Consider the following 22966-nt stretch of genomic DNA (forward strand, 5'->3'; position numbering starts at 1 on the left):
ATATTTACTTTTGGCTCAACACGCTACCAAGTGGTTTAGTGGAAGGTGACCATAAGAGACAGTGGATTAGTAAATATAGCCAAAAAAAAATCCCAATACCTTGCCCCAATAAACCAGAAAAATCATTAAATATTCAAAATAAAATAGTTGATGCCTTAAATAAATTTACAGAGCTTTCAGCAGAGCTTTCAGCAGAGCTTTCAGCAAGGCAAATACAATATGAATATTATAGAAATAAACTGCTAACATTCTCAAAAGATGGTTTAGAAGTATAAGTATATGAGGCAGTCATTAACAGAAATAGCACAATCACTAAAAGACAGTCAAAAAAAAGTACAGTTAATCTACGCTTTTAATGGTACGGGTAAAACACGTTTATCACGGGAGTTTAAAAATTTAATATCCCCAAAAGAGGTTGATTCGGAAGAAGAGTATCAATCTAAAGTTTTATATTATAATGCTTTTACAGAAGATTTATTTTATTGGGATAATGATTTGGATAATGATTTAGATAGGAAATTAATAATACAGCCTAATGGATATACAAATTGGGTGCTCCAAGACCAAGGTCAAGAACCAAATATAACAGCTCATTTCCAGCGTTATACAAATGATAAATTAACACCTAATTTTAATAGTGAATTTTCTGAAGTTCGTTTTTCTTTTGAGCGCGGTGATGATTCTGATTCAAATTATGTGAAAATTTCTAAAGGAGAAGAAAGTTGTTTTATATGGAGTATATTTTATAGCCTGTTAGAGCAAGCTATAAGTACTTTGAATATTTCGGAAGAAAATGAACGTGATACGGAACAATTTAATCATTTAGAGTATGTATTTATTGATGATCCAGTGAGTTCATTAGATGATGATCATTTAATAGAACTTGCTGTAAATATTGCAGAATTAATAAAATCAAGTGATTCTGGCTTAAAGTTCATAATAACAACACATAATCCTTTGTTTTATAACGTGCTATTTAATGAAATAGGGAATAAGACATGTTATATGTTAAATAAATTTGAAGATGGGTCATATAATATTCCTGTAAAACGAGGAGATTCCAATAAAAGTTTTTCATATCATATTCATTTAAAAAATACGATTGAAGATGCCATTGTAAATAATAGTATTCAGAAATATCATTTTACACTATTAAGAAACCTATATGAGAAAACTGCAAATTTTTTAGGCTATCCACGTTGGTCAGAATTATTACCTGATGATAAACAAACATACTATAATCGTGTAATTCAGTTTACAAGTCATTCAACGTTGTCAAACGAAGCAATACCAGAGCCTACAGAACCAGAGAAACAAACGGTAAGTTTTTTATTAAATCACCTCACAACTAATTATAATTACTGGAAAGCAGAACAAAATGAAACAATATAAAACCATAGCAGAATCAAACAATTTTATTGTTTTAGATAAATACAAAAAGTTTTCAGAACTAAATGAAGCACCTGCAAGCTATCAAACAGAGGCAGATTTAGAAAAGGAATTAATTAAAGATTTAGTAAATCAAGGTTACGAATTTATCCCTCAAATAACCAATCAGGAGCGTATGTTGGATAATGTGCGTGTGCATTTGCAAGATCTTAATGATATGCAATTTACAGATAAAGAATGGAAACGTTTTGTAATAGAATATTTAGATAAACCAAGTGATAACCTCGTCGATAAAACAAGGAAATTACACGATAATTATATCCACGATTTTGTGTTTGATGATGGGCATATCCAAAACATCTATCTGGTAGATAAAAAAAACATAGCTCGCAATAAAGTACAAGTCATTTCGCAATTCAAACAAAAAGGCACAGATGCAAACCGTTATGATGTTACTATATTAGTAAATGGCTTACCATTAGTACAAATAGAATTAAAAAAGAGAGGTGTAGCTATTCGTGAGGCATTTAACCAAGTACATCGCTATACCAAAGAGAGCTTTAATACAGATAACTCACTATTTAAGTACCTACAGATGTTTATAATTTCCAATGGTACAGACAGTCGTTATTTTGCTAACACAGTACAACGTGATAAAAATAGTTACGATTTTACTATGAATTGGGCAAAAGCGGACAATACACTTATCAAAGATTTAAAAGATTTCACAGCAACATTTTTTCAAAAACACACATTATTAAATATACTACTTAACTATTCAGTTTTTGATGTAAGTGATACGCTTTTAATAATGAGACCTTATCAAATTGCTGCCACTGAACGCATGTTATGGAAAATTGCGAGTTCTTTTCAAGCAAAAAACTGGGCTACAACAGAAAGTGGTGGATATATATGGCATACTACCGGCTCTGGTAAAACGCTTACAAGTTTTAAAGCAGCAAGACTAGCAACCAAACTAGACTTTATTGATAAAGTGTTTTTTGTTGTAGATAGAAAAGACCTTGATTTTCAAACCATGAAAGAGTATCAACGTTTCTCACCAGATAGTGTGAATGGGTCTGATAGTACAGCGGGTTTAAAAAGAAATATTGAAAAGGATGATAATAAGATTATAGTCACAACCATTCAGAAACTAAATAACCTTATAAAAAGTGAAAGTGACTTGTCTATATATCAAAAACAAGTCGTGTTTATATTTGACGAAGCACATCGCTCTCAATTTGGTGAGGCACAAAAAAATCTACAAAAGAAATTTAAAAAGTATTATCAATTCGGGTTTACGGGTACGCCTATATTCCCTCAAAATGCTTTAGGTTCTGAAACTACAGCAAGTGTATTTGGTCGCGAATTACATTCCTATGTTATTACAGATGCTATTAGAGACGAGAAAGTATTAAAATTTAAGGTTGATTATAACGATGTAAGGCCGAAATTTAGAAAAATAGAAACAGAGATAGACGAAAAAAAATTAAGTGCAGCAGAAAATAAAAAAGCTTTACTTCATCCAACAAGAATAAAGGAAGTTTCTAAATACATCTTAAAACATTATAGGCAAAAAACACACCGTACACAAGGTGGTAATAGTGGTTTTAATGCCATGTTTGCAGTGAGCAGTGTTGATGCAGCTAAATGTTATTACGAAGAATTAAACAAGCTTCAAAAGGGTAGTGATAAACCATTAAAAATAGCTACTATATTTTCTTTTGCAGCCAATGAAGAACAAAGTGCTATTGGTGAAATAGTAGATGAATCTTTTGAGCCAGCAGCAATGGATTTGAGCGCAAAAGAGTTTTTAACAGCAGCTATTGATGACTATAACAACATGTTTAAAACAAGTTATGGTGTTGATAGTAAAGAATTTCAGAATTATTATCGCGACCTAGCCAAACGCGTTAAGGCAAAAGAAGTAGATTTACTTATTGTGGTAGGTATGTTCTTAACAGGTTTTGATGCGCCAACATTAAATACATTGTTTGTAGATAAAAACTTGCGTTATCACGGTTTAATGCAAGCGTTTTCACGTACTAACCGTATATACAATGCTACAAAGACTTTTGGTAATATTGTAACCTTTAGAGATTTAGAACAAGCCACTATAGATTCAATTACACTTTTTGGGGATAGTAGTACAAGAAATGTAGTATTAGAGAAAAGCTATAAAGAATATCTAGAAGGGTTTACAGATATTGCAACAGGAAAAGCACGACGTGGTTATGTTGAGGTGGTAAAAGAACTGAACGAAAAGTTTCCCAACCCAGATGAAATTGTAACAGAAAAAGATAAGAAGGCTTTTTCTAAACTTTTTGGTGAATATTTACGTGTAGAAAACATACTTCAAAACTACGATGAATTTGCCAATCTAAAAGAATTACAAAGTATAGACATAAACGACCCAGAAGCTGTTGAAGCATTTAAAGAAACACACTTTGTAACAGATGAAGATATAGCTGTTATGCAACAAATAGAGCTACTTGCCGAACGTACCATTCAGGATTATCGTTCTACTTATAATGATATTCGCGATTGGTTAAGACGTGAGAAAGAAGGTAAAGGAGCAGAAGAATCGGACATCGATTGGGATGATGTAGTTTTTGAAGTCGATTTATTAAAATCGCAAGAAATAAATTTAGATTATATACTTGAGTTAATTTTTGAGAATAATAAGAAATCTAAAAACAAGGAAGAGCTAGTAGAAGAAATAAGACGTGTAATTCGAGCAAGTATCGGTAATAGGGCAAAAGAAGGCTTAATAGTAGATTTTATTAATGATACAAATTTGGATGATATAAAAGAAAAAGCAACTATTATAGATGCGTTCTTTACTTATGCACAAGGAAAACAGAAAACAGAAGCTTCAGCATTAATAACAAATGAGAATTTAAATGAAGAAGCTGCAAAACGATATATCTTAACATCATTAAAGCGTGAATATGCTAGTGAAAATGGCACAGAACTGAATGGTATTTTACCTAAAATGAGTCCTTTAAACCCGCAATACCTAAAAATAAAGCAAAGTGTATTTCAAAAAATATCGGCTTTTATTGATAAGTATAAAGGTGTAGGAGGGCAATTATAATGATTAAGCACATTTATAAACGGTATTTCTAGACCTTAATATTAAATTAAATAGAAAAATGGAATTATATAATGTAAAGAATAACAAATTAGAAAGTATTACTTCAAAACCTTTTAAGTTAGAAAAAGATATACAAGACTTAATTGAAACTAATACACAGGAATTGTTTAACCTTGAATTTGTTAAAACAGAATTTACTGTAGATAAATACCGTATAGACTCATTATGCTATGATTCTGATAATAATTCCTTTGTTATTATAGAGTACAAGAAAGGAAGCAGCTACTCTGTGATAGATCAAGGTTATACCTATTTACAGTTATTGTTGAATAACAAATCTGATTTTTTATTAGAACTATCGCAGCATTTTAATAAAGTGTTACGGGTTGAAGATGTAGATTGGAGCCAGTCAAAGATTATTTTTGTGTCGCCATCTTTTAATTCCTACCAAAAGGATAGTGTTAATTTTAAAAACCTTCCTTTTGAACTCTATGAAATAAAAAGATTTACTAATGGCGTAATTATTCTTAATAAGCATCAATCAACCTCTAAAGAAAGTATAGATTCTTTATCCAATCAAAAAACACAAAATGTTATTAGTAGTGTAAATAAGGAAGTGAAAGTTTTTGATGAAGAATATCATCTAAATAAAACTAATAGCGAAATGGGAGCAATGTGGGATGAATTAAAACAACGATTGACTGCTTTAGACAATATTGAAATAAACCCCAAAAAGCACTATATAAGTTTAACAGCTAACAACAAAGCAATTGCCTATTTTCATTTTAGAAAATCAGCTATTCCAATTGATATTCCTAGAGGAAACCTAAATATAGATGGTACAAAGTCAAAGAATTACTTTGATATCGACGACCCAAAAGGTATTGCAGCAGAGCGTTCATGGGAATGGAAGAGTGGCACTAAAGGGAATGTTTATGTTATAAAATGGAATAAAAACACAGATATAGACTATTTAATGTTCCTAATTAAGCAGAAATATAACAATTTAGTATAGTAATAGAACCACTATAAATAGTCTTAAAATTAACTTAAAAGTGAAAAATATTTGTAAATTAACTTATAAGTGAATAACTTTGCACACATAAAACCATTGTTTAAGTATAATAGAGTAGCATATTACTCTGTTATATTAAACGATAATAAAGAGACCTTGTACGAAGAGTTTGTTAAAAAGCATGAGCTTAAAAACAAAAACAAACTATACCATATTTTAAAATGGATACAAGTAATTGGAAAAAAGTATGGAGCACAAAAACGTTTTTTCAGAAATGAAGCTTACATCGCAGACACTTCAGCATTACCACCTGTGGGCAAAGACAAAAAACCGTATTACATTGAAAATGGCAAAAAGAAAAACAATACATTAAGATTGTATTGTTTAAGAGCTAATGAGAATGTAGTTTTTTTGTTTGGTGGTGATATTAAAACAGCAAATAAAGCTCAAGACTGCCCAAATGTGAAACCTCATTTCTTATTGGCTAATCAACTTACAAAAGCAATAGATGAAGCATTCAAAAATCACGATATAGTTTGGAATGATGATTGTACTTTAATTAATTGTGACAAAAACTTTAAACTCTTTTATTAATTATGGAATTTCCTAAAAACAACATATTAGACAATTGGTTAGAAGCTAATAAAAATACTGAAATAGATAGATTTATTGAAAGAAATTTGGCTATAACTGAAAAAGTATGCGCTGTTTTAAAAGAACGTGGTATCAAGAAAAAACAGTTTGCTGAAATGTTAGGTAAAAAACCTTCTGAAATATCTAAATGGCTATCTGGTTTGCACAACCTTACCCTAAAGAGTATTACTAAAATGGAAGAGGTTTTAGATATTAACCTAATTAATATTGAGCCAATAAAAGAAATCGAATACGTTTATTTAGGATCTATTCCTGGTGGTATGGAAGATGCTATCAATGATTATGAGGAAACCAATTATAGCGAAGCAAGCTAATGAGTAAAGGTAAAGAGATTAAAATAGACCCAGAAAAAATACACCTATTTCACATTAATATTGTGGAAAGTGCTATTAAGGATGTATCTCAAAAAGGAGATAATAACTTCAATATAAACATAGCACAAACAACAATGCATAATTTAAAAGATGAAAGGGTAAAAATAGGGTTGTTTCTAGATTTAATCCATGATGAGGTGTCCTCTGATGCTAAAGCACGCTTTGTTTTCGACTTTCATTTTAAAATTGATGAGTTAAATAAGTATTATCAATTAAAGGAAGATAATTCTCCAATATTTACTGGAGTCCTTATTGCTACGCTTTTAGGTATTAGTTTTTCAACAGCTAGAGGTATTATTTTTGAAAGGTTGTCTAATACCAATATGCAAGGGATAATTCTACCTGTAGTTTCTCCTCAAAAAATGCTATCCATGCAGCAAAAAAGTAATAGTGGTAATTCATAAATACACCAACTTACCTAAATCAACTTTGCGATGATTTTTAGAAAATAATATAATTATGTTTATGGGTAAACCTAAAAGTAAACGGATTTTTTGTAAAGAAGTAATATTTGAAATTTGAATATTCATAATATATAGAATAAGCAGGAAGGGCAGGTAATAAGGTGTTCGTCAGTCGTTCTATTTTGTTCCACAAAACATATCTGCAAGCCAATTTGTAATATAAATGTTATTGCGAACGCAGTGAAACAATCTCATAATCAATAATAGCATAACCTTAAAAAAGCTTGCATATACCATAAATAGCACCACTGCGGTGGCACATCCTCGTTGGCACTATTTATTTGTTTTATTGCACACATGCTCTCCTTCCTCACCCGTAGCTACTTTTGCCCCTTAAAATCCAATAAGGTCAGCACGATGTGCTGAAATAATTTATTAAGGGGCAACCGCTACTTAATATGATGCGAGCCTGCGGGTCGCTTCGGGCAAAACCCACATGATTTTATCTTTTAAAGTTTATTAATACTATAATTGAAAATACCTAAATTCAATTACATCTGTTTTAAGTAAGCATGTGGGTCTGCGGGTGTCACATTTTTTGAACCAATTCAATGGCAAATAAGATAACCGCAATGCTACTAAAGAATATTTAATAATTGCATTAACAAAACTTACAATTAACATCAACCTGAACTAACATTTATGTTGCGGATTATCCCATTTGCTGACAATAAGCAAGAGCAACTCATTCAGTCGGCAATTCCATCCACGCTAAATAGTTTTTACATTACGGTTTGGCTATTAGATAAATCTACATAAACCCTCAAACCCTTTAAATCCTCAAAGCTCTTTTAATTACATAAACGCAAAACCTTAAATGAAAACTATTCTCAAAACCTTCCATTGCCTCTTTCAATCCCTGCACTTACCTAAACTTGATTATGTCGTTGTATTTATAAAGTAACATCTGACTACCTAAAAAATCAAAAAATCCGCCACCCTTGCGGTAAACCGTTGCTGTGGTACGCACTTTTGCTAAAATGCAACGTGCTATTACCACACCACCCTTGCTAATCTCGCAGTCGGCTCGCGCCTTTTAGATTACCTGCCAAAAGCATATATTTAAGTAGTATTTAAATTAAAGTCTATTTTGAGCTTAATTTTTTAAATAGGAATGTAATTTTCTTTTATAACTCTCTTTACATTCATGAATAACAGTGTAATACTCTTCATACTTCAAAGAATTAGTATTTCCTTTATTGTTAAATAAATCCCATCTTTTGTATTCAATATCTGTATTTATGAACTTCTTTAAATTATTTATTTTTTTCTTAAAATTACTTGGCTTGTATTTAAAAATATAGCATGCTCTATTTTCATTTATATTTTCCCATATCACATACACATGTACTTTGCGGTAAAAAACGAATAAAATAGCTTCTTCAAAGACAGAGTTGTTGTTTTCCCATAATGCAAAAGCAGCGTCCTTTGTTTTTAGAAATTTTGAAGATTCTTTTATGTAATTGTTGCTTTGGTATAATCGTGCAATATCTTTATTACTTATTTGTTTTGTAGTATTATAATTATCGTGAGTATAGCTCCCAATAGTTTGTTTAGTAGATGTTTTTTTGCTTAAAGTTTCTTTACTAATTATATGTTCCGAAACTATATCCTTTATTTTTCTTATATCACTCGAGAGGGAATATTCAATTTTTTTACTGTTTTTGTTAATATAGACTTTGTAAAGAGTTTTGTCATATTTTCTCTGAAAATAGGAGACTTTTATATCATTGAGTATTTTAGTTGGTCCGTCAATATTAATTGTGAGGTAAACAATATTCGGATCTACTTTTACTCCTTTAGTAGTAAAAATCATATCTTTCCATGTAAAATAGATTTTTTCACAATCCTCTTTTAGGTATTGTATTTTATCAGGGAGGGCTTCAAATGCTTGATTTATTTCCTCCATGATTTTAGCATTATTGATTTTAGACTTTAACTCTTCAAAATACTCCTCTATTTTTTCTTTATATTTTGAATTCTCAATCTGGCTTATTTCAGTTTTATAAGTCTTCTTTTTTTTTTTGGGAGTTACTTCTTTTTTTTTCTTTAAGCTTTTTGGTTTCTCTTTTTTTAAAACCTTCTTTTTCTTTGGTATTGGATTAAGTCTCTTTGGTTGTACACCTAATAGCATAGCTATTTCATTATTTAATGAAGCAGGTATTTCTTCAGGTACAATTCCTTCAAACTTTTCGTCAATTAAATCATTTAGACTGTTCACTTTTATATTGTATACTTTTAACATGTGTTCAAAAGAATAAGTTTTTTTACTCATATTACGTATGCGTCTAGTTTAAGTCTTATATGTTATTTTCGTTAAATTTAATTTAAAATAATAAAACAAGCAAATTTAGTAGCCTTCCTCCAGCCAACGCTATTATACTATAAAGTTCAAGCCCTCCGGGTTTTGAAAATAATATTGCACCTATGTTTAGGTGCTTATTTTTAAAACCTTTCCATTCGCAATATTTTTTCCAAAAAACTTGACAGTATAGCCACGGCTCCAAGTTTTCGGCTTTCTTTTTTCTTTTTTTCTTTGTCAAAAAAAATTATAGGAAGGGTTTATGTTTTTGATTATTACTGATTCCTTCTGAAGAATAAAGGGATAAAATAAAGTAAAAGAAGGTATTCAATGAATTTGAACGACTAAACCCTCAAATATTGCCGTAATTTATTATATAAACATACAGGAGCTGAATCCTTATGAAGTCCGTACCAAGTCCGAATGAGTAGTAATTAAAAATTGTTATATGTTATGGGGAAAATAGCCCAAGGAATTTTAGGAGGACTATCTGGAAAGGTAGGTAATGTTATTGGTGGTAATTGGAAAGGAATTGATTATTTAAGAATTAAGCCTTCCAGTGTTGCTAATCCAAGAACGGTAGGACAAGTAAATCAAAGAAATAAATTTACTGTAACGTTAGAGTTCTTACAGCCAAATCTTGCATTCGTGCAGAAAGGGTATAAGAATTATGCGGTGAAAATGACACAGTTCAATGCTGCAATGTCTTATGTGTTGAATAATGCCATTACTGGTATAGCACCAAACTTTAATGTTGATTATACGCTTGCTTTTTTGAGTAGAGGTAATTTATCTGGAGTATTGAATCCTGGTACTGATTTGTCTACAGCAGGTCAAGTAACATTCAGTTGGGATGATAATTCTGCTGAAGGAAATGCCAATACAACTGATAAAGCGATGTTGTTAGTTTATAATCCAACAAAGAAAGAATCTATTTCGCAATTAGAAGGTGCTGATAGAACAGTTGGAACGGAAACCTTAATTATACCTTCAACTTATGCAGGGGACACTGTAGAGTTGTTTATGGCATTCATTGAAGCTGATGGCTCCAGAGTATCAAATAGCGTTTATTTAGGTAGTGGTACGGCATCTTAAAAGTGATCCTAGATTAATAGCGATTAAACCGTTACATTAAATTGTAACGGTTTTCTTATTTTTATCAATTACATTTCTACATATAGCATAATGGCAAGTAAAAAACAAGATGGATTAATAGCTTTAGGAGGTTTCATTGCTATGATTGGCTATTTTATGATTGAATATTGGTACATTATTGTACCGATAGCTTTATTTTTTTTAGGGATTTATTTATATAATGAAAGAAAAAAGAGAATAGCTAAACAAGAATATTTTAAGGCCATATCTGTTTCAGAAATTGATGAAATGGATGGTATTTTGTTTGAGTATTATGTTCAAAAATTATTAATTAATGAAGGTTACGAAGCTGAAGTAACCAAAGCATCTAACGATTTTGGTGTTGATATAATAGCCACTTTTGAAAATGATAAGATTGCAATACAAGTAAAAAGACAACAAAGTAATGTTTCGAGAAGAGCAGTAAGTGATGCTGTTGCTGGTATGAATTATTATGATTGCAATAAATCTATGGTAATTACAAATAGTTACTATTCAAAAGCAGCTTATGAATTGGCTTCAGTAAATTATTGTGAATTAGTTGATAGAGATGAATTAGTCCAATGGATAATACGTTTTCAGGCAGAAGATATTGAAGAATAAATTGTAAAAAAAGCGGGGATTATGTGGGGATATATTAAAAATAAAAACCCTAACTAATTGATTATCAATCGTTAGGGTTTTATTTCAGCGGAGAAAGAGGGATTCGAACCCCCGGAGGTGTGACCCTCAACAGTTTTCAAGACTGCCGCATTCGACCGCTCTGCCATTTCTCCTTTGCGTATCTCATCAAGTATCCCTTGAATGCGGGTGCAAATATAGAATCCTTTTTCATTATATCAAATATATAAGCCATAATTTTTAAAGTTTTTTTTAGCTCAATAATAATTATGATTTTCTGTTAGTTGAAACAAAAAGCAAGTGGTATTTTTGTTGTTCTTATTTAAAAGAGAGTCATGGGAATTATAAACAAATTGCAGTGGCGTTATGCTACAAAAGCTTTTAAACCTAATAAAATAGTGCCAACTGAAAAATTGGATATTATTAAACAGGCTTTTAACTTAACAGCTTCTTCTTATGGATTACAACCCATAAAACTTATTTTGTTGAGAAACAAGGAGCTCCAAGAACAGTTACTACCTTATGCCATGAATCAACAGCAAATTATTCAAGCATCTCATTTACTTGTAATTTGTATTCAAACAAATATCGATAAGGCATTCGTAAAAAATTATTTCGACCGAGTTCATAAAATCAGAAATACGCCCAAAGACATTCTCAAACCTTTTGAATCTTTTTTAATAGATAATTTTGAAAACAAAACACAACAAGACATCGAAAACTGGGCTGTCAATCAGGCATATTTAGCTTTGGGAAATTTAATGACTGTTTGTGCCATGGAAGGTATTGACTCTTGTCCGATGGAAGGATTTATGCCCGAGAAATACGATGAACTTTTAGGCTTAGAAAAGGAAGGTTTAAAATCGGTGTTGTTACTGCCAATAGGTTATCGTGCTGACGACGATAAGTTTGCTGACTTTAAAAAAGTGAGAAAAACAATTGCAGACAGTATTATTGAATTATAAATTTTAAAAATTAGAAAGCCATGCCAGGATTTGAATTATTTGGTGATAAAGAAAGAAAAGAGTTAAACGATGTGTTGGATAATGGAGTATTAATGCGCTACGGATTTGACGGGATGCGTAACGGACATTGGAAAGCCAAAGAGTTAGAAAGCACACTTGAAAGCAAACTGCAAGTAAAACATGCGCAATTAGTTTCTAGTGGTACTGCAGCTGTTTCTGTAGCTTTGGCTAGTGCTGGAATTGGTTCTGGAGACGAAGTGATTATGCCAACCTTTACTTTTGTTGCCAGTTTTGAAGCTATAATGATGTTGGGTGCAATTCCTGTTTTAGTAGATATCGACGATACTTTAACCTTGGATCCAAAGGCTGTTGAAGCAGCTATTACATCAAAAACAAAAGCCATTATGCCCGTCCATATGTGTGGAAGTATGGCAAATATGGACGCTTTAATGGCGCTTTGTAAAAAACATAATCTAATTGTTATAGAAGATTCTTCTCAAGCAACAGGAGCTACTTATAAAGGAAAACCCTTAGGTAGTATTGGAGATTTAGGCTGTTTATCTCTAGACTTTGTGAAAATTATAACTGCTGGTGAAGGTGGAGCAGTATTAACTAATAACGAAACTTATTATACACATGCAGATCATTATTCAGATCATGGACATGACCATAAAGGAAATGACCGTGGAGCAGAAACGCACCCGTTTTTAGGATATAATTTCAGAATTTCAGAGTTGCATGCTGCCGTTGGTTTAGCACAATTAAGACGTTTAGACGAATTTGTTACTATACAAAAGAAAAACTATAATATTCTTCGTGAAGCGCTTTCGGCAATTCCAGAACTCACTTTTAGAACTGTTCCAGAAGGAGGCGAAGAAAGTTATTCATTTTTAAGTTTCTTTTTATCCGATTTAGAAACGTCTCGAAAAGCCTCAATAGCTCTAAAAGAAGCAGGAGTTGATGGGTGTTTTCATTATTACGATAATAGCTGGCATTATATTAGAAAATGGGACCACCTAAAGAATTTAAAAACCTTGTATCCAGTTTCAATTGAAGTTAAAAATGGTTTAGAGTATCTTCAAACAAAAACCTTTGAACAATCAGATCATTATATTGGGAGAAATATCTCGTGTTTAATTAAACTTTCTTGGACAGAAGAAGAGGTAATAGAACGCGCTCAATTAATGGTAAAAGCTATTTCTTCAGTTTTATAATAAACAATAAAAAATACTTTGATAACCTTAAGCAGCAAATTGGTTAATTTAAGTTGCTTAAGGTTGTTTTCTGGATACACTTTCTTCTTTCTGTTTTCTCGAAAAACAATATTCAATTAACATATAGAGAGCTTTTCAAACATCTTATCTATATGTTAAGGTAAGCATGTTTATATATAATTTAAACATTCTTCAAAATAATTGTCGATACAGGGCTTACTGCTCTTTTTCAGTTTATCTAACCATTCTAAAAATCACACTAAAATTCTTAGCAATATTTAATTTAACAGGTAACTTTTAGATCTTTCATAATTTTTCAAAAGAAATGTTAACCTTTAAAAAAGTATGCTATTAAAAGTAAAGAACAATAAAGTGATTCATATTTTAAAATAGATTATTAACACTTTTATTAATATGAGAATTTTAATTCTTAGAGTCATTAATTATAGTTTATTAAAGATCTAGAAAGAATAAATTAAACTGCTTAATAAGTGAAGATTCATGATACCATAGTTGTATTAGATTCTTATATAAACAAATACTGAAGTTAAATTAAACCAAGGAACAATGAAAAATTATAGAAAATTTACTCAAATCACACTACTTTTATTATCGTTATCCTTAGTATCTGTTTCTTGTAGCGAAGAAACCCTTGATCCTAATAACAATAACAATCAACCCTCAGTTTCTCTACACGATATTCAAGGAGATTGGATTCGAATTGGAGGTAATAACCCAACAAATAATGGGATGAAAATTAATGTTAATGAAGATATAGGGACTATTACAGATAAACAACAATCAGGTTTTAGTGATGGAGACATTAAATGGATGGATATTGTTGGACAAGGCTCAGGAAATTATACACATCAAGAATTAGGAAGTGATTATAATTACTACCCTGCAACTATAAATTTTGGTGTGGACGATACCTTACGCGTCGATGTAAACCATTCGGGAGCTGGGAATCTTCAAAAATGGGTGCGAGAAGCTAATTTTACACCACAATCTGTTTACCTGGAAGTATTGCAAGGGAGTTGGATTCGTGTTGGAGGAAATAATCCAACGAACAACGATATGGTAATAGATGTAGAAGCCGATAATGGTATTATTACCGATCCAGCTTTATCTGGATTTGATTTAGGGGACCTTAAATGGAAAGACATTTATGCTTTAAATAATAACAGTTTTAGTTATGAAGAATTAGGAAGCGATAATAATTATTACCCTGCTACTATGGAATTGGGTGTTGCCGACACGCTTAGAATTGATGTTAATAATTCTGGAGCCGGATATATTCAGAAATGGGTTAGACAGTAGTAATTGGAGAATATTCAAGTTTCAATTCAGAAAAAATCAAAAATAGGTTTAAGTTTTAAATATTTACGAATTATATGTTAACCTTTTGGTAATTGTAACATTAAGGGGTAGAGTTGAGTAAAATACTAAGAAATAAGTGTTAATTATTAATTTAAAGTTCAAGTTTAATCGAACCTTAAATAGAAAAATATTAAAGAGGCTATTAATCGATGTGAAAAGGGAATTTTGAACTAATTTAGTTCTAATTCCCTTTTTTTTATTTTAATAGCTAATGTACTAGATGATATTGATGAGCTTATAATCACTTAAAATTAATAGGTAACATAATCAATAATTTCTAAGCCATAGCCAATCATTCCAACACGTTTAGTCTGCTCACTATTAGACATTAAGCGTAGTTTATGAATGTTTAAATCGTGAAGTATCTGTGCGCCAATCCCAAAGTCTTTATGATCCATTTGAATACTCGGAGCCTTTATTAGGTCTTTATGGTTCTGTTTCTCTTTAAGAATAGAAAGTCTATGTAATAAATTGGTAGACTGATTCTGTTGATTAATAAAAATAATTGCTCCCTTACCTTCATCGTTAATCAACTTAAACATGTCGTCTAACTTCTTATCAGCATTATTGGTTAAGGTTCCTAAAATATCATTATTTACTAATGTTGAATTAACACGTGTTAAAACATGTTCGTTGGTATTCCAAACACCTTTGGTAATAGCAATATGTACTTGGTTATTTGTTGTTTGCTGATAAGCTCTTAGTCTAAACTCACCAAATCGAGTTAGCATTTCAAAATCCTCCTTTTTTTCAATTAAGGAATCATGTTGCATTCTATAGGCTACCAAATCTTCTATAGAAACTATTTTTAAATCGAATTTTTCAGCAACTTTTATAAGCTGTGGTAGTCGGGCCATAGTACCGTCTTCATTCATGATTTCCACAATAACTCCAGCAGGTTTTAAGCCAGCTAAACGCGCAAAATCTATAGCAGCTTCTGTATGTCCAGTTCTTCTTAATACACCACCTTCTCTGGCTACCAAAGGAAAAATATGTCCTGGTCTGGCTAATTCGAAAGGTTTGGTATTATCGTCTACAAGCGCTTTTACCGTTTTGGCTCTATCTCCGGCAGAAATACCAGTAGTTACACCATTTCCTCTTAGATCTACAGAAATAGTAAAAGCGGTTTCCATTGGGTCGGTATTATTGTGAACCATAGGATTTAACTCAAGTTCTTTACAGCGTTTTTCCGTAAGAGGTGTACAAATTAATCCACGACCATGAGTGGCCATAAAATTAATCATCTCTGGAGTTACCATTTCGGCAGCAGCTAAAAAATCTCCTTCGTTTTCTCTATCTTCATCATCAACAACAATAATTACCTTTCCATTCCTAATATCGTTAATGGCTTCATCAATGGTGTTTAATTGTATTTTTGTAGTTTCTTTTGACATTTTTAGCGTAGACATGTTCAATAATTAAATGTGTTGCAAAGATATGGCTTATTTTAAACTAACAGATAAGTCTTCATTAATTTTGTTCCTTCTTAGGTAATGATTTAAAGGGTAAAGAACCAAGCCTAAAGTTAATAGAATTGGGTTTTTAGAAACACTTTTTGTTTTTATTAATTTGTAAATGGATAGTTGCTTTATAGTAGAAGCTATAAAGTAAATAAAATAAACGAAGAAGGATATAATACTTAAATGAAGACAAACTTCGGCTATTTCTTCTAATTTGTTATTTTTTAAGATAAAATAAAGCGGTAATAGTACAGCGCCAATAATATAAAATATAAATGCGAATTTGGCATAAACTTTATAATCCTCATGCCTTTTTCTTATTGCCTTATAATCTTCAACAAGAACAAGTGTTTCATGAGGGACCTCTTGAGTTTCTTCAATAATTTCTCGGACAGCCTCTGGAAGCTTAGTTTTAGCTGTTTCAACCTCTTTTTTCTTAATTTTCAATAATTTTTTTATAGGATCTATAATATGATCAAATTCAAATAGTCCACGATCTTCGGTGGCTCTTTTAGTAAGATATATTCCTAATGGCAGCATGATTAAGGTAGAAAACCAAGAAGCAAATATAGGATTAAGGCTTCCGTCTTTTGCGCTGTTTTTTGCAAAAATACCTATAAAATGATAGGTTAAGAAAAGTAAAATTGCGACAACCATTGGTAATCCAATACCTCCTTTTCTAATAAGAGCACCTAATGGAGCACCTACAAAAAAGAGAATTATACAGGCAAAACCTAAAGCTAATTTTTCATGAAGAGCTATAATATGCTTATTAAGCCAAATACTTTTAGCTTTCATGCTTTCTTCTCTGTTTTTAATAACTTGTTGCGTACTTTTAAAAGTATTTGTGGCTAAATCTATTAGCACTACTCTATTTTTATTGTTATAGAGGTCAAGTATATTACCTGTATATGTGTTTTCTCTAGCACCAGTAACTCCTTTGTTTAAATGTTGAAAGTTACTTCTGTTATATAGATTCGATGCTAGTTCTTTTACATTTTTATCTTGGTCTATTCTTAGAGTATCAATAGTATAGCTTAAGTCTTTAATATTTAGCATATTGTACTTGTCGCTAATATCTTTTTGTTCTAAATCTATCTTGTTTAAGTTCGTTAAATCAACATTAATTGTATATTTCTGGAAATGACTTTTGGTCATTGGTTTTTTTAATCTGCTCTTAAAATTTTTTGGAGGAGTATCATCGTAAAAATAACCATCAAAAAGAATTAGTTGTAAGATATCAGATTCTTCTTCTCCTTTTAATTCTCCGTTTTTAGCGTAGATGGTGGTGAAGTTTCCAGATTTATTTCCTACTTTTTTATGAATAAGCACTTCTTTTAAAAACTGGCCTCTGTCTCCACTTTTGTCTGCCACCTTAATATTGTATTCACTTCCAACCTCATTAAATTGGCCTTTAGCAATAACCATGGCAGGTTTTAGTTTAGCTATGTTTTTCCGAAGATTATAGGAATTGTATTCTGCCCAAGGAATGACATTGTTTGAAAAGAAAAAAGTAGTAATTCCTAATGCGACAATAAAGATACTAAGCCCTTTCATGGCTCTTTGCAATGAAATTCCTGTAGATTTCATAGCTGCAAACTCATAGTTTTCAGCAAAACTTCCAAACACCATAATAGATGCTAGTAATATAGTTAGAGGAAGAACTAACGGAATTAATTTTGGCGCAAAATAAAGAAGAAATTTAGCAACCACTACCATATCTAAATCCTTACCGGCTAGCTCTTTAATGTAAAGCCAAATGGTTTGTAAAACAAAAATCAGCATGAGTATTACAAACACGCTGATAAAAGTTTTTAGATAGGAGGTTAGTATGTATCGGTCTAAAATCTTCAAAAGTTACTTAATCCAATTTGTTAATGTAGTAATCTTTATACTTGTTCTTGTCAAAAGTAAATAAGGATTTCGAAATAGGTTCGTTTGTTTTAAAAGAATTAACAGTTAAAGTGGTCTTTGTTCCGTTTTCACCAACTTCAATTAAATTATAAATATGTTTGGTTTGTGCATCGATACCTAAAAGGACTTGTTTTATTTCAGAGTTGGAATCAATAGGTGTTAATTTTACATATTGAATTTTTCTTCCTTTTACATCTTGGATAATATCCATTTTATATTGATATCCATTTTCATAAAAAGTTAGCATTTTACTAGGAGTAATGCTACCTTCATCGTTAGGGTTTTCTGTAGAAATAGTTACTTCTTCATCGTCAGGACTTATACTATAAAGTGTTTTTCCATCAAAAATACGAGTGGCACCCAAAATATTTAACCTGTATTTATTTCCTTGCAAAACAACATCACCACGGGTTTCTTGTTTGATGTTTTCTGCTGTGTTATCTAAAGCGTATTTAAAATCTATAGATATATTATCGTAGTTCTTTGCTTTTTGAGAAACTTCGTCTAACAGAGCTTTGGCTTTGCTATCCTGAGCATAAGAGGCTACGCTAATAAAAAGTGCTAAAATAAGAGTTACTTTTTTCATTGAAATAATTTTTATGTATTCCTTCTCTGTCTTTAAAAGAAAGAATTTACTTAATTAATTTATTCGTTTTCTAACAATTGATCGAGTCCTACTAAATCGGGAACTAAAACTTGCCTGGCTTTACTACCTTCAAAACCACCTACAATTCCTGCAGCCTCTAATTGATCGATTATACGACCAGCACGATTATAGCCTAACTTTAATTTACGTTGTAAAAGTGAGGCTGATCCTTGTTGAGCTACTACAATAATTTCGGCAGCTTCTCTAAATAGTTTATCTCTATCGGCTATATCTACATCAAGACTTGTGCCACCTTCTTCTCCTACATATTCAGGTAATAAATAGGCATCTGGATAGGCTTTCTGCATGCCTATATAGTCGGTTATCTTTTCAACCTCTGGGGTATCTACAAAAGCACATTGGATACGGATTAGATCGTTTCCTTGAGTATAAAGCATATCTCCACGTCCAATTAGTTGATCGGCTCCTGAGCCATCTAATATTGTTCTGGAATCTATTTTACTAGTTACTCTAAAGGCTATTCTAGCAGGGAAATTGGCCTTGATAATTCCTGTTATTACGTTTACCGATGGACGTTGGGTTGCTATAATTAAATGGATACCAATGGCACGAGCTAATTGTGCTAAACGAGCTATTGGGGTTTCAACTTCTTTACCAGCTGTCATAATTAAATCTGCAAACTCATCTACCACTAAAACTATGTAGGGTAAAAACTGATGCCCATCCTCTGGATTTAATCTTCGTGCTTTAAATTTTGCATTATATTCTGCTATATTTCTACATAAGGCATTTTTTAACATCTCGTAGCGATTATCCATTTCAATACACAAAGAATTTAATGTGTTGATAACCTTTGTATTGTCAGTAATTATAGCTTCTTCGCTATCTGGAAGTTTTGCCAGATAATGACGTTCAATTTTATTGAATAAAGTTAATTCTACTTTTTTAGGATCTACAAGTACAAATTTTACTTCAGCCGGATGCTTTTTATATAATAAAGATGTTAAAACAGCATTTAACCCAACCGATTTACCTTGGCCAGTTGCTCCAGCCATTAATAAGTGAGGCATTTTAGCTAAATCTACAACAAAAGTTTCGTTGCTAATTGTTTTTCCTAAAGCTACGGGTAGTTGCATCTCTGACTTTTGAAATTTCTGTGATGCAATTACAGAACGCATGGATACAATAGTTGAATTTTTATTAGGAACCTCAATCCCTATGGTTCCTTTTCCTGGAATTGGTGCAATTATTCTAATACCTAAAGCAGAAAGTGATAAAGCAATATCGTCTTCTAAATTTTTTATTTTTGAAATTCTAATGCCTGCCTCTGGTACAATTTCATATAAAGTTACTGTGGGTCCAATCGTTGCTTTAATACTGGCAATTCCAATTTTATAATTGCTTAAGGTATCAACAATCCGGTTTTTATTTTCTTCTAATTCCTCTTGGTTGATGGTTATCCCTTCAGTTTCGTATTTTTTTAAGAGGTCTAAAGATGGAAATCGATAATTACTAAGTTCTAAAGTAGGGTCGAATTGTCCAAAATCTTCGACTAATTTATTAGCTAGGTTGTCAGTTTCAGAAATTTCTTCAGCAACTTCTTCAACTTCAATACTCATTTCTGGTTCCTCTTCAGTTACTTCTTTTTTAGGAGAAGCAGGTTTTGCAGGAGTTTCTTTTACCTCTTCTTTTTGTTTGGTAGGGGATTCTACTTTTAAATCGAAAGCAGACTTAATGTCTTCTGCTTCCGTAGTTAAATCGTTATCTATTGGAACAGAAGTGTTTTCTTCTGAAGTTTTAAATTCTTGTTTAATGTCTTTTGAAGCTCTCTGAAATAAGTTCTTAAAGGTATCTGCAGTTACATGAAATCTTATAGCTAAATAAGAGATGAGTAAGAAAAGGAGTAGGAGAGATGTACCAATTACCCCTAAATAATCTTGTAAATAAGAATTTATCTCAAAACCTATGGTTCCACCTAAAATATCTAGTTGTTCAGAAAAAAAACCTAAAAGTACTGAGAACCAAATAATAATTAATACACCCCAAAACCAATGTCTTCTTAATTTTTTTAGGCTGGAATTTGTTAACACAAAAACTCCCGAAAGAAAAATAAGTCCAGAAAAGATAAAAGAAGCAACTCCAAAGCCACGTTGAATAAAGAAATCGCTTATCCAAGCTCCAGTTTTATTGAGCCAGTTTTCAGGTTTAACTTCTCGAGATGTAAATTCTGTTAATGTACTTTGATCTGCTTTTCCTGTAAAAAGAAATGATGTAAAGGCTATAAAAAGCAAAATACCCACAAGTATCAGGAAGCTACCAAGCACAAGTTTTTGTTGGCTTGACAACTTGAAATTTGGGGCTTTAAACTTAGGCTTAGTTGATTTTTTTGTTTTCTTTTTTGCCATATATAATTTCCGAAACGCAGAAATGAATTAATTCTAAATTGAGTTTTTTGCTCAATGCAGCAAAAATACAAATTACTAACGTTTATCCTAATGGTAAAAGTATTTAAAAAAACTTAGGAAAATAAATGATACAGCCAATTATAATGGCAGTAAGAGCAAATACAAAAACAGCTCCGGCTGCTAGGTCTTTTATAAGTCCTATTTTAGGGTGAAATTCTGGATGAACAAAATTGGCCATTTCTTCAATGGCCGTATTTATCCCTTCCAATGCCAGAATTAGACCTATAGTTAAGGTTTGAATCATCCATTCGGTAGGGCTTAAGCCAACCAAAAACCCAATTATAGTTATAATAACTCCAATGGTAAACTGTATCTTAATACTTGATTCGGTTTTAACTAAGAGCCAGGCGCCTTTAAGTGCATAACCTACACTTTTAAGTCTATTTATAAAAAACGACTCTTTTTTATTCATCCATGAGAGCCTCTAAAGCCGCCTTATAATTAGGTTCGTCTGCTGTTTCCTGAACTTGTTCTGTATATTTTACAGTACCATTTTCGTCTAAAACAACCACACATCTAGAAAGTAATGCTTCTAAGGGACCATTAGTAAAGTTAACACCATAAGATTTACCAAAATTACCATCTTTAAAATCTGAAAGTGAAATTACATTATTTAAGCCTTCGGCTCCACAAAACCTGTTTAGCGCAAAAGGAAGATCTCTAGATATACATAATACTTTGGTATTGTCTAATTCTGCTGCTTCTTGGTTAAACTGTCTAACAGACTGAGCGCAGGTTCCGGTATCTACACTAGGAAATATATTTAAAACAACTTTACTTCCAGTATAATCGCTAAGAGACTTAGTTTTTAAATCTGTAGAAGTTAATTTAAAATTTGGGGCTTTAGTCCCCACGTTTGGAAGTGTTCCAGACGTTTGTATTGCATCTCCGTGAAAAGTTACTTGTGCCATAATATTTATATTTTTTGTTTCTATAAAAATACTAAATAATTAAGAGTTTTGTTCCATAGATTTCTGAATTTATATGGACTCTATGTTAAAAATTGTTAAAGAAAAAAGTGGATAAATGTATTGTTAAAACCTAATCTAAGGCTTGAATTGTTGCTAGAGAAAACCTTGTTAGGGTTTTATTGAGTTCTTGTGAATTATAGAGAAAAATTTAGACTTTTTCTAAGTTAATAATTAAATATTAAAAGTTCAGGGTTTTACAAAGCAAGGATAAAAATTAGATATATCAACAAATCTGAACAAACATGAAACCCATTAGCTTCTTGAGCACGGGAAAATAAAAAAGCCTCTTAAACTGATTTAAGAGGCTTTAATTTTCAATAAAATTTTTACTAGGAATCGATAGAGCCGAGAACACGTTTCATAAAGCTGTTTAATGCTTCTTTCTTAGGCGTACCTTCTTTAATCATCTTATTGACTTCTATTGCACCATACATATTGGAAATAAGTTCGCCAATAACGTCAAGTTCTTCATCTTTTAAAGAAGGAACTTCGGTAAGTGCTTCAAGAGTTTCAATTGTTTCTATTACAAAATCTTCATCGTTTTCTTCAATGAATTGCGTGAGGTGTTTTATTACTGGTAATTTCATTTTAAAATTAATTTACGTTATCAACTAATTCTTTTAAAACATCCATTTTGTTTGTTTGCACCTGACCTACAAAATCTCCTTTTTTAAAGGTTGCAAAAGTTGGTAAATTGTCAACGGTTGCAAGCTTTCTTGATTCTGGAAATTTTTCAGCATCTGCGATAACAAATGTCTTTCCTTCGTTTTCTGATGCTAATTTCTTGAACTTAGGCTTCATAATTCTACAATTACCACACCAAGTTGCCGAAAACTGAACAACAACCGTGTCGTTATCCTTTATTAAATCTTGTAAATTGTCTTGACTTAATTCTTGTACCATATCCTATTAAATTTTTAAAATTCCCTGTCTAGCCGAC

20 protein-coding genes and 1 tRNA gene are annotated in these 22966 nt (G+C 31.5%); 11 read left to right on the forward strand and 10 right to left on the reverse strand.

The features are described 5' to 3' along the window. Nucleotides 1-279 precede the first annotated feature (279 nt). The 6 genes from OS188_RS10295 to OS188_RS10320 all read left to right on the forward strand — a co-directional run bounded on the left by OS188_RS10295 (nucleotide 280) and on the right by OS188_RS10320 (nucleotide 6933). Nucleotides 280-1392, forward strand: coding sequence for an AAA family ATPase (locus tag OS188_RS10295; protein WP_267148755.1), 1113 nt, complete (start codon nucleotides 280-282; stop codon nucleotides 1390-1392). Next, a complete protein-coding gene (locus OS188_RS10300) occupies nucleotides 1379-4486 on the forward strand; it encodes a type I restriction endonuclease subunit R (protein ID WP_267148756.1) in 3108 nt (1035 codons plus the stop codon). The genes OS188_RS10295 and OS188_RS10300 overlap by 14 nt, the downstream gene beginning before the upstream one ends. Nucleotides 4487-4544: 58 nt before the next feature. Then, complete coding sequence (locus OS188_RS10305; protein WP_267148757.1) at nucleotides 4545-5501, forward strand: PDDEXK family nuclease; 957 nt, start codon at nucleotides 4545-4547, stop codon at nucleotides 5499-5501. Nucleotides 5502-5570: 69 nt separating this feature from the next. Continuing rightward, nucleotides 5571-6095, forward strand: a complete 525-nt coding sequence (locus OS188_RS10310; RefSeq protein WP_267148758.1) for a hypothetical protein — start codon at nucleotides 5571-5573, stop codon at nucleotides 6093-6095. Nucleotides 6096-6097: 2 nt separating this feature from the next. Next, nucleotides 6098-6469: a helix-turn-helix domain-containing protein gene (locus tag OS188_RS10315; protein WP_267148759.1), complete on the forward strand. Its 372-nt coding sequence runs from the start codon at nucleotides 6098-6100 to the stop codon at nucleotides 6467-6469. Then, complete coding sequence (locus OS188_RS10320; RefSeq protein ID WP_267148760.1) at nucleotides 6469-6933, forward strand: hypothetical protein; 465 nt, start codon at nucleotides 6469-6471, stop codon at nucleotides 6931-6933. Before OS188_RS10315 ends, OS188_RS10320 begins: the two co-directional genes overlap by 1 nt. Nucleotides 6934-8089: 1156 nt before the next feature. Here the strand turns inward: OS188_RS10320 and OS188_RS10325 are convergent. After that, nucleotides 8090-9268 carry a hypothetical protein gene (locus tag OS188_RS10325; protein WP_267148761.1) on the reverse strand — a complete coding sequence of 393 codons (1179 nt, stop codon included), beginning with the start codon at nucleotides 9266-9268 and terminating at the stop codon, nucleotides 8090-8092. 480 nt (nucleotides 9269-9748) lie between these two features. Here OS188_RS10325 and OS188_RS10330 point away from each other — a divergent pair, with 480 nt between their 5' ends. Both OS188_RS10330 and OS188_RS10335 read left to right on the forward strand, forming a co-directional pair. After that, complete coding sequence (locus OS188_RS10330) at nucleotides 9749-10390, forward strand: DUF6266 family protein (RefSeq protein WP_267148762.1); 642 nt, start codon at nucleotides 9749-9751, stop codon at nucleotides 10388-10390. Nucleotides 10391-10480: 90 nt separating this feature from the next. Next, nucleotides 10481-11032 (forward strand): restriction endonuclease, encoded by a 552-nt coding sequence (locus OS188_RS10335; protein ID WP_267148763.1) that lies wholly within the window; start codon nucleotides 10481-10483, stop codon nucleotides 11030-11032. Between the two features lie 88 nt (nucleotides 11033-11120). Here the strand turns inward: OS188_RS10335 and OS188_RS10340 are convergent. Continuing rightward, nucleotides 11121-11205 (reverse strand) — tRNA-Ser (locus OS188_RS10340). 180 nt (nucleotides 11206-11385) lie between these two features. On the opposite strand from OS188_RS10340, the gene OS188_RS10345 reads away from it, so the two are divergent. The 3 genes from OS188_RS10345 (at nucleotide 11386) to OS188_RS10355 (ending at nucleotide 14549) form a co-directional block, all read left to right on the forward strand. Continuing rightward, complete coding sequence (locus OS188_RS10345) at nucleotides 11386-12015, forward strand: NAD(P)H-dependent oxidoreductase (RefSeq protein ID WP_267148764.1); 630 nt, start codon at nucleotides 11386-11388, stop codon at nucleotides 12013-12015. A gap of 20 nt (nucleotides 12016-12035) precedes the next feature. Further along, nucleotides 12036-13229 (forward strand): DegT/DnrJ/EryC1/StrS family aminotransferase, encoded by a 1194-nt coding sequence (locus OS188_RS10350; protein WP_267148765.1) that lies wholly within the window; start codon nucleotides 12036-12038, stop codon nucleotides 13227-13229. A 567-nt stretch (nucleotides 13230-13796) separates the two neighbouring features. Beyond that, complete coding sequence (locus tag OS188_RS10355) at nucleotides 13797-14549, forward strand: hypothetical protein (RefSeq protein ID WP_267148766.1); 753 nt, start codon at nucleotides 13797-13799, stop codon at nucleotides 14547-14549. 311 nt (nucleotides 14550-14860) lie between these two features. On the opposite strand, the gene ribB is transcribed toward OS188_RS10355, so the two are convergent. The 8 genes from ribB to OS188_RS10395 form a co-directional block, all read right to left on the reverse strand. After that, nucleotides 14861-16003, reverse strand: a complete 1143-nt coding sequence (ribB, locus tag OS188_RS10360) for a 3,4-dihydroxy-2-butanone-4-phosphate synthase (protein ID WP_416236533.1) — start codon at nucleotides 16001-16003, stop codon at nucleotides 14861-14863. A gap of 48 nt (nucleotides 16004-16051) precedes the next feature. After that, entirely contained in the window at nucleotides 16052-17923 is a 1872-nt protein-coding gene (locus tag OS188_RS10365) for an LptF/LptG family permease (protein WP_267148768.1), read from the reverse strand. A gap of 7 nt (nucleotides 17924-17930) precedes the next feature. Beyond that, nucleotides 17931-18569 (reverse strand): outer membrane lipoprotein periplasmic chaperone LolA1, encoded by a 639-nt coding sequence (gene lolA1, locus OS188_RS10370; RefSeq protein ID WP_267148769.1) that lies wholly within the window; start codon nucleotides 18567-18569, stop codon nucleotides 17931-17933. Nucleotides 18570-18628: 59 nt separating this feature from the next. Further along, on the reverse strand, nucleotides 18629-20995 hold the full coding sequence (locus tag OS188_RS10375) for a DNA translocase FtsK (protein ID WP_267148770.1): 2367 nt from the start codon (nucleotides 20993-20995) through the stop codon (nucleotides 18629-18631). Between the two features lie 103 nt (nucleotides 20996-21098). Further along, nucleotides 21099-21467, reverse strand: a complete 369-nt coding sequence (locus OS188_RS10380; RefSeq protein WP_267148771.1) for a diacylglycerol kinase family protein — start codon at nucleotides 21465-21467, stop codon at nucleotides 21099-21101. Continuing rightward, nucleotides 21460-21966, reverse strand: coding sequence for a thiol peroxidase (tpx, locus tag OS188_RS10385; RefSeq protein WP_267148772.1), 507 nt, complete (start codon nucleotides 21964-21966; stop codon nucleotides 21460-21462). The genes OS188_RS10380 and tpx overlap by 8 nt, the downstream gene beginning before the upstream one ends. A 389-nt stretch (nucleotides 21967-22355) precedes the next feature. Continuing rightward, nucleotides 22356-22613 (reverse strand): DUF6952 family protein, encoded by a 258-nt coding sequence (locus OS188_RS10390; RefSeq protein WP_267148773.1) that lies wholly within the window; start codon nucleotides 22611-22613, stop codon nucleotides 22356-22358. Nucleotides 22614-22620: 7 nt separating this feature from the next. Further along, nucleotides 22621-22929, reverse strand: a complete 309-nt coding sequence (locus OS188_RS10395) for a thioredoxin family protein (RefSeq protein WP_267148774.1) — start codon at nucleotides 22927-22929, stop codon at nucleotides 22621-22623. Nucleotides 22930-22966 lie beyond the last annotated feature (37 nt).

The organism is Xanthomarina sp. F1114 (assembly GCF_026410255.1).
GTDB lineage: Bacteria > Bacteroidota > Bacteroidia > Flavobacteriales > Flavobacteriaceae > Xanthomarina.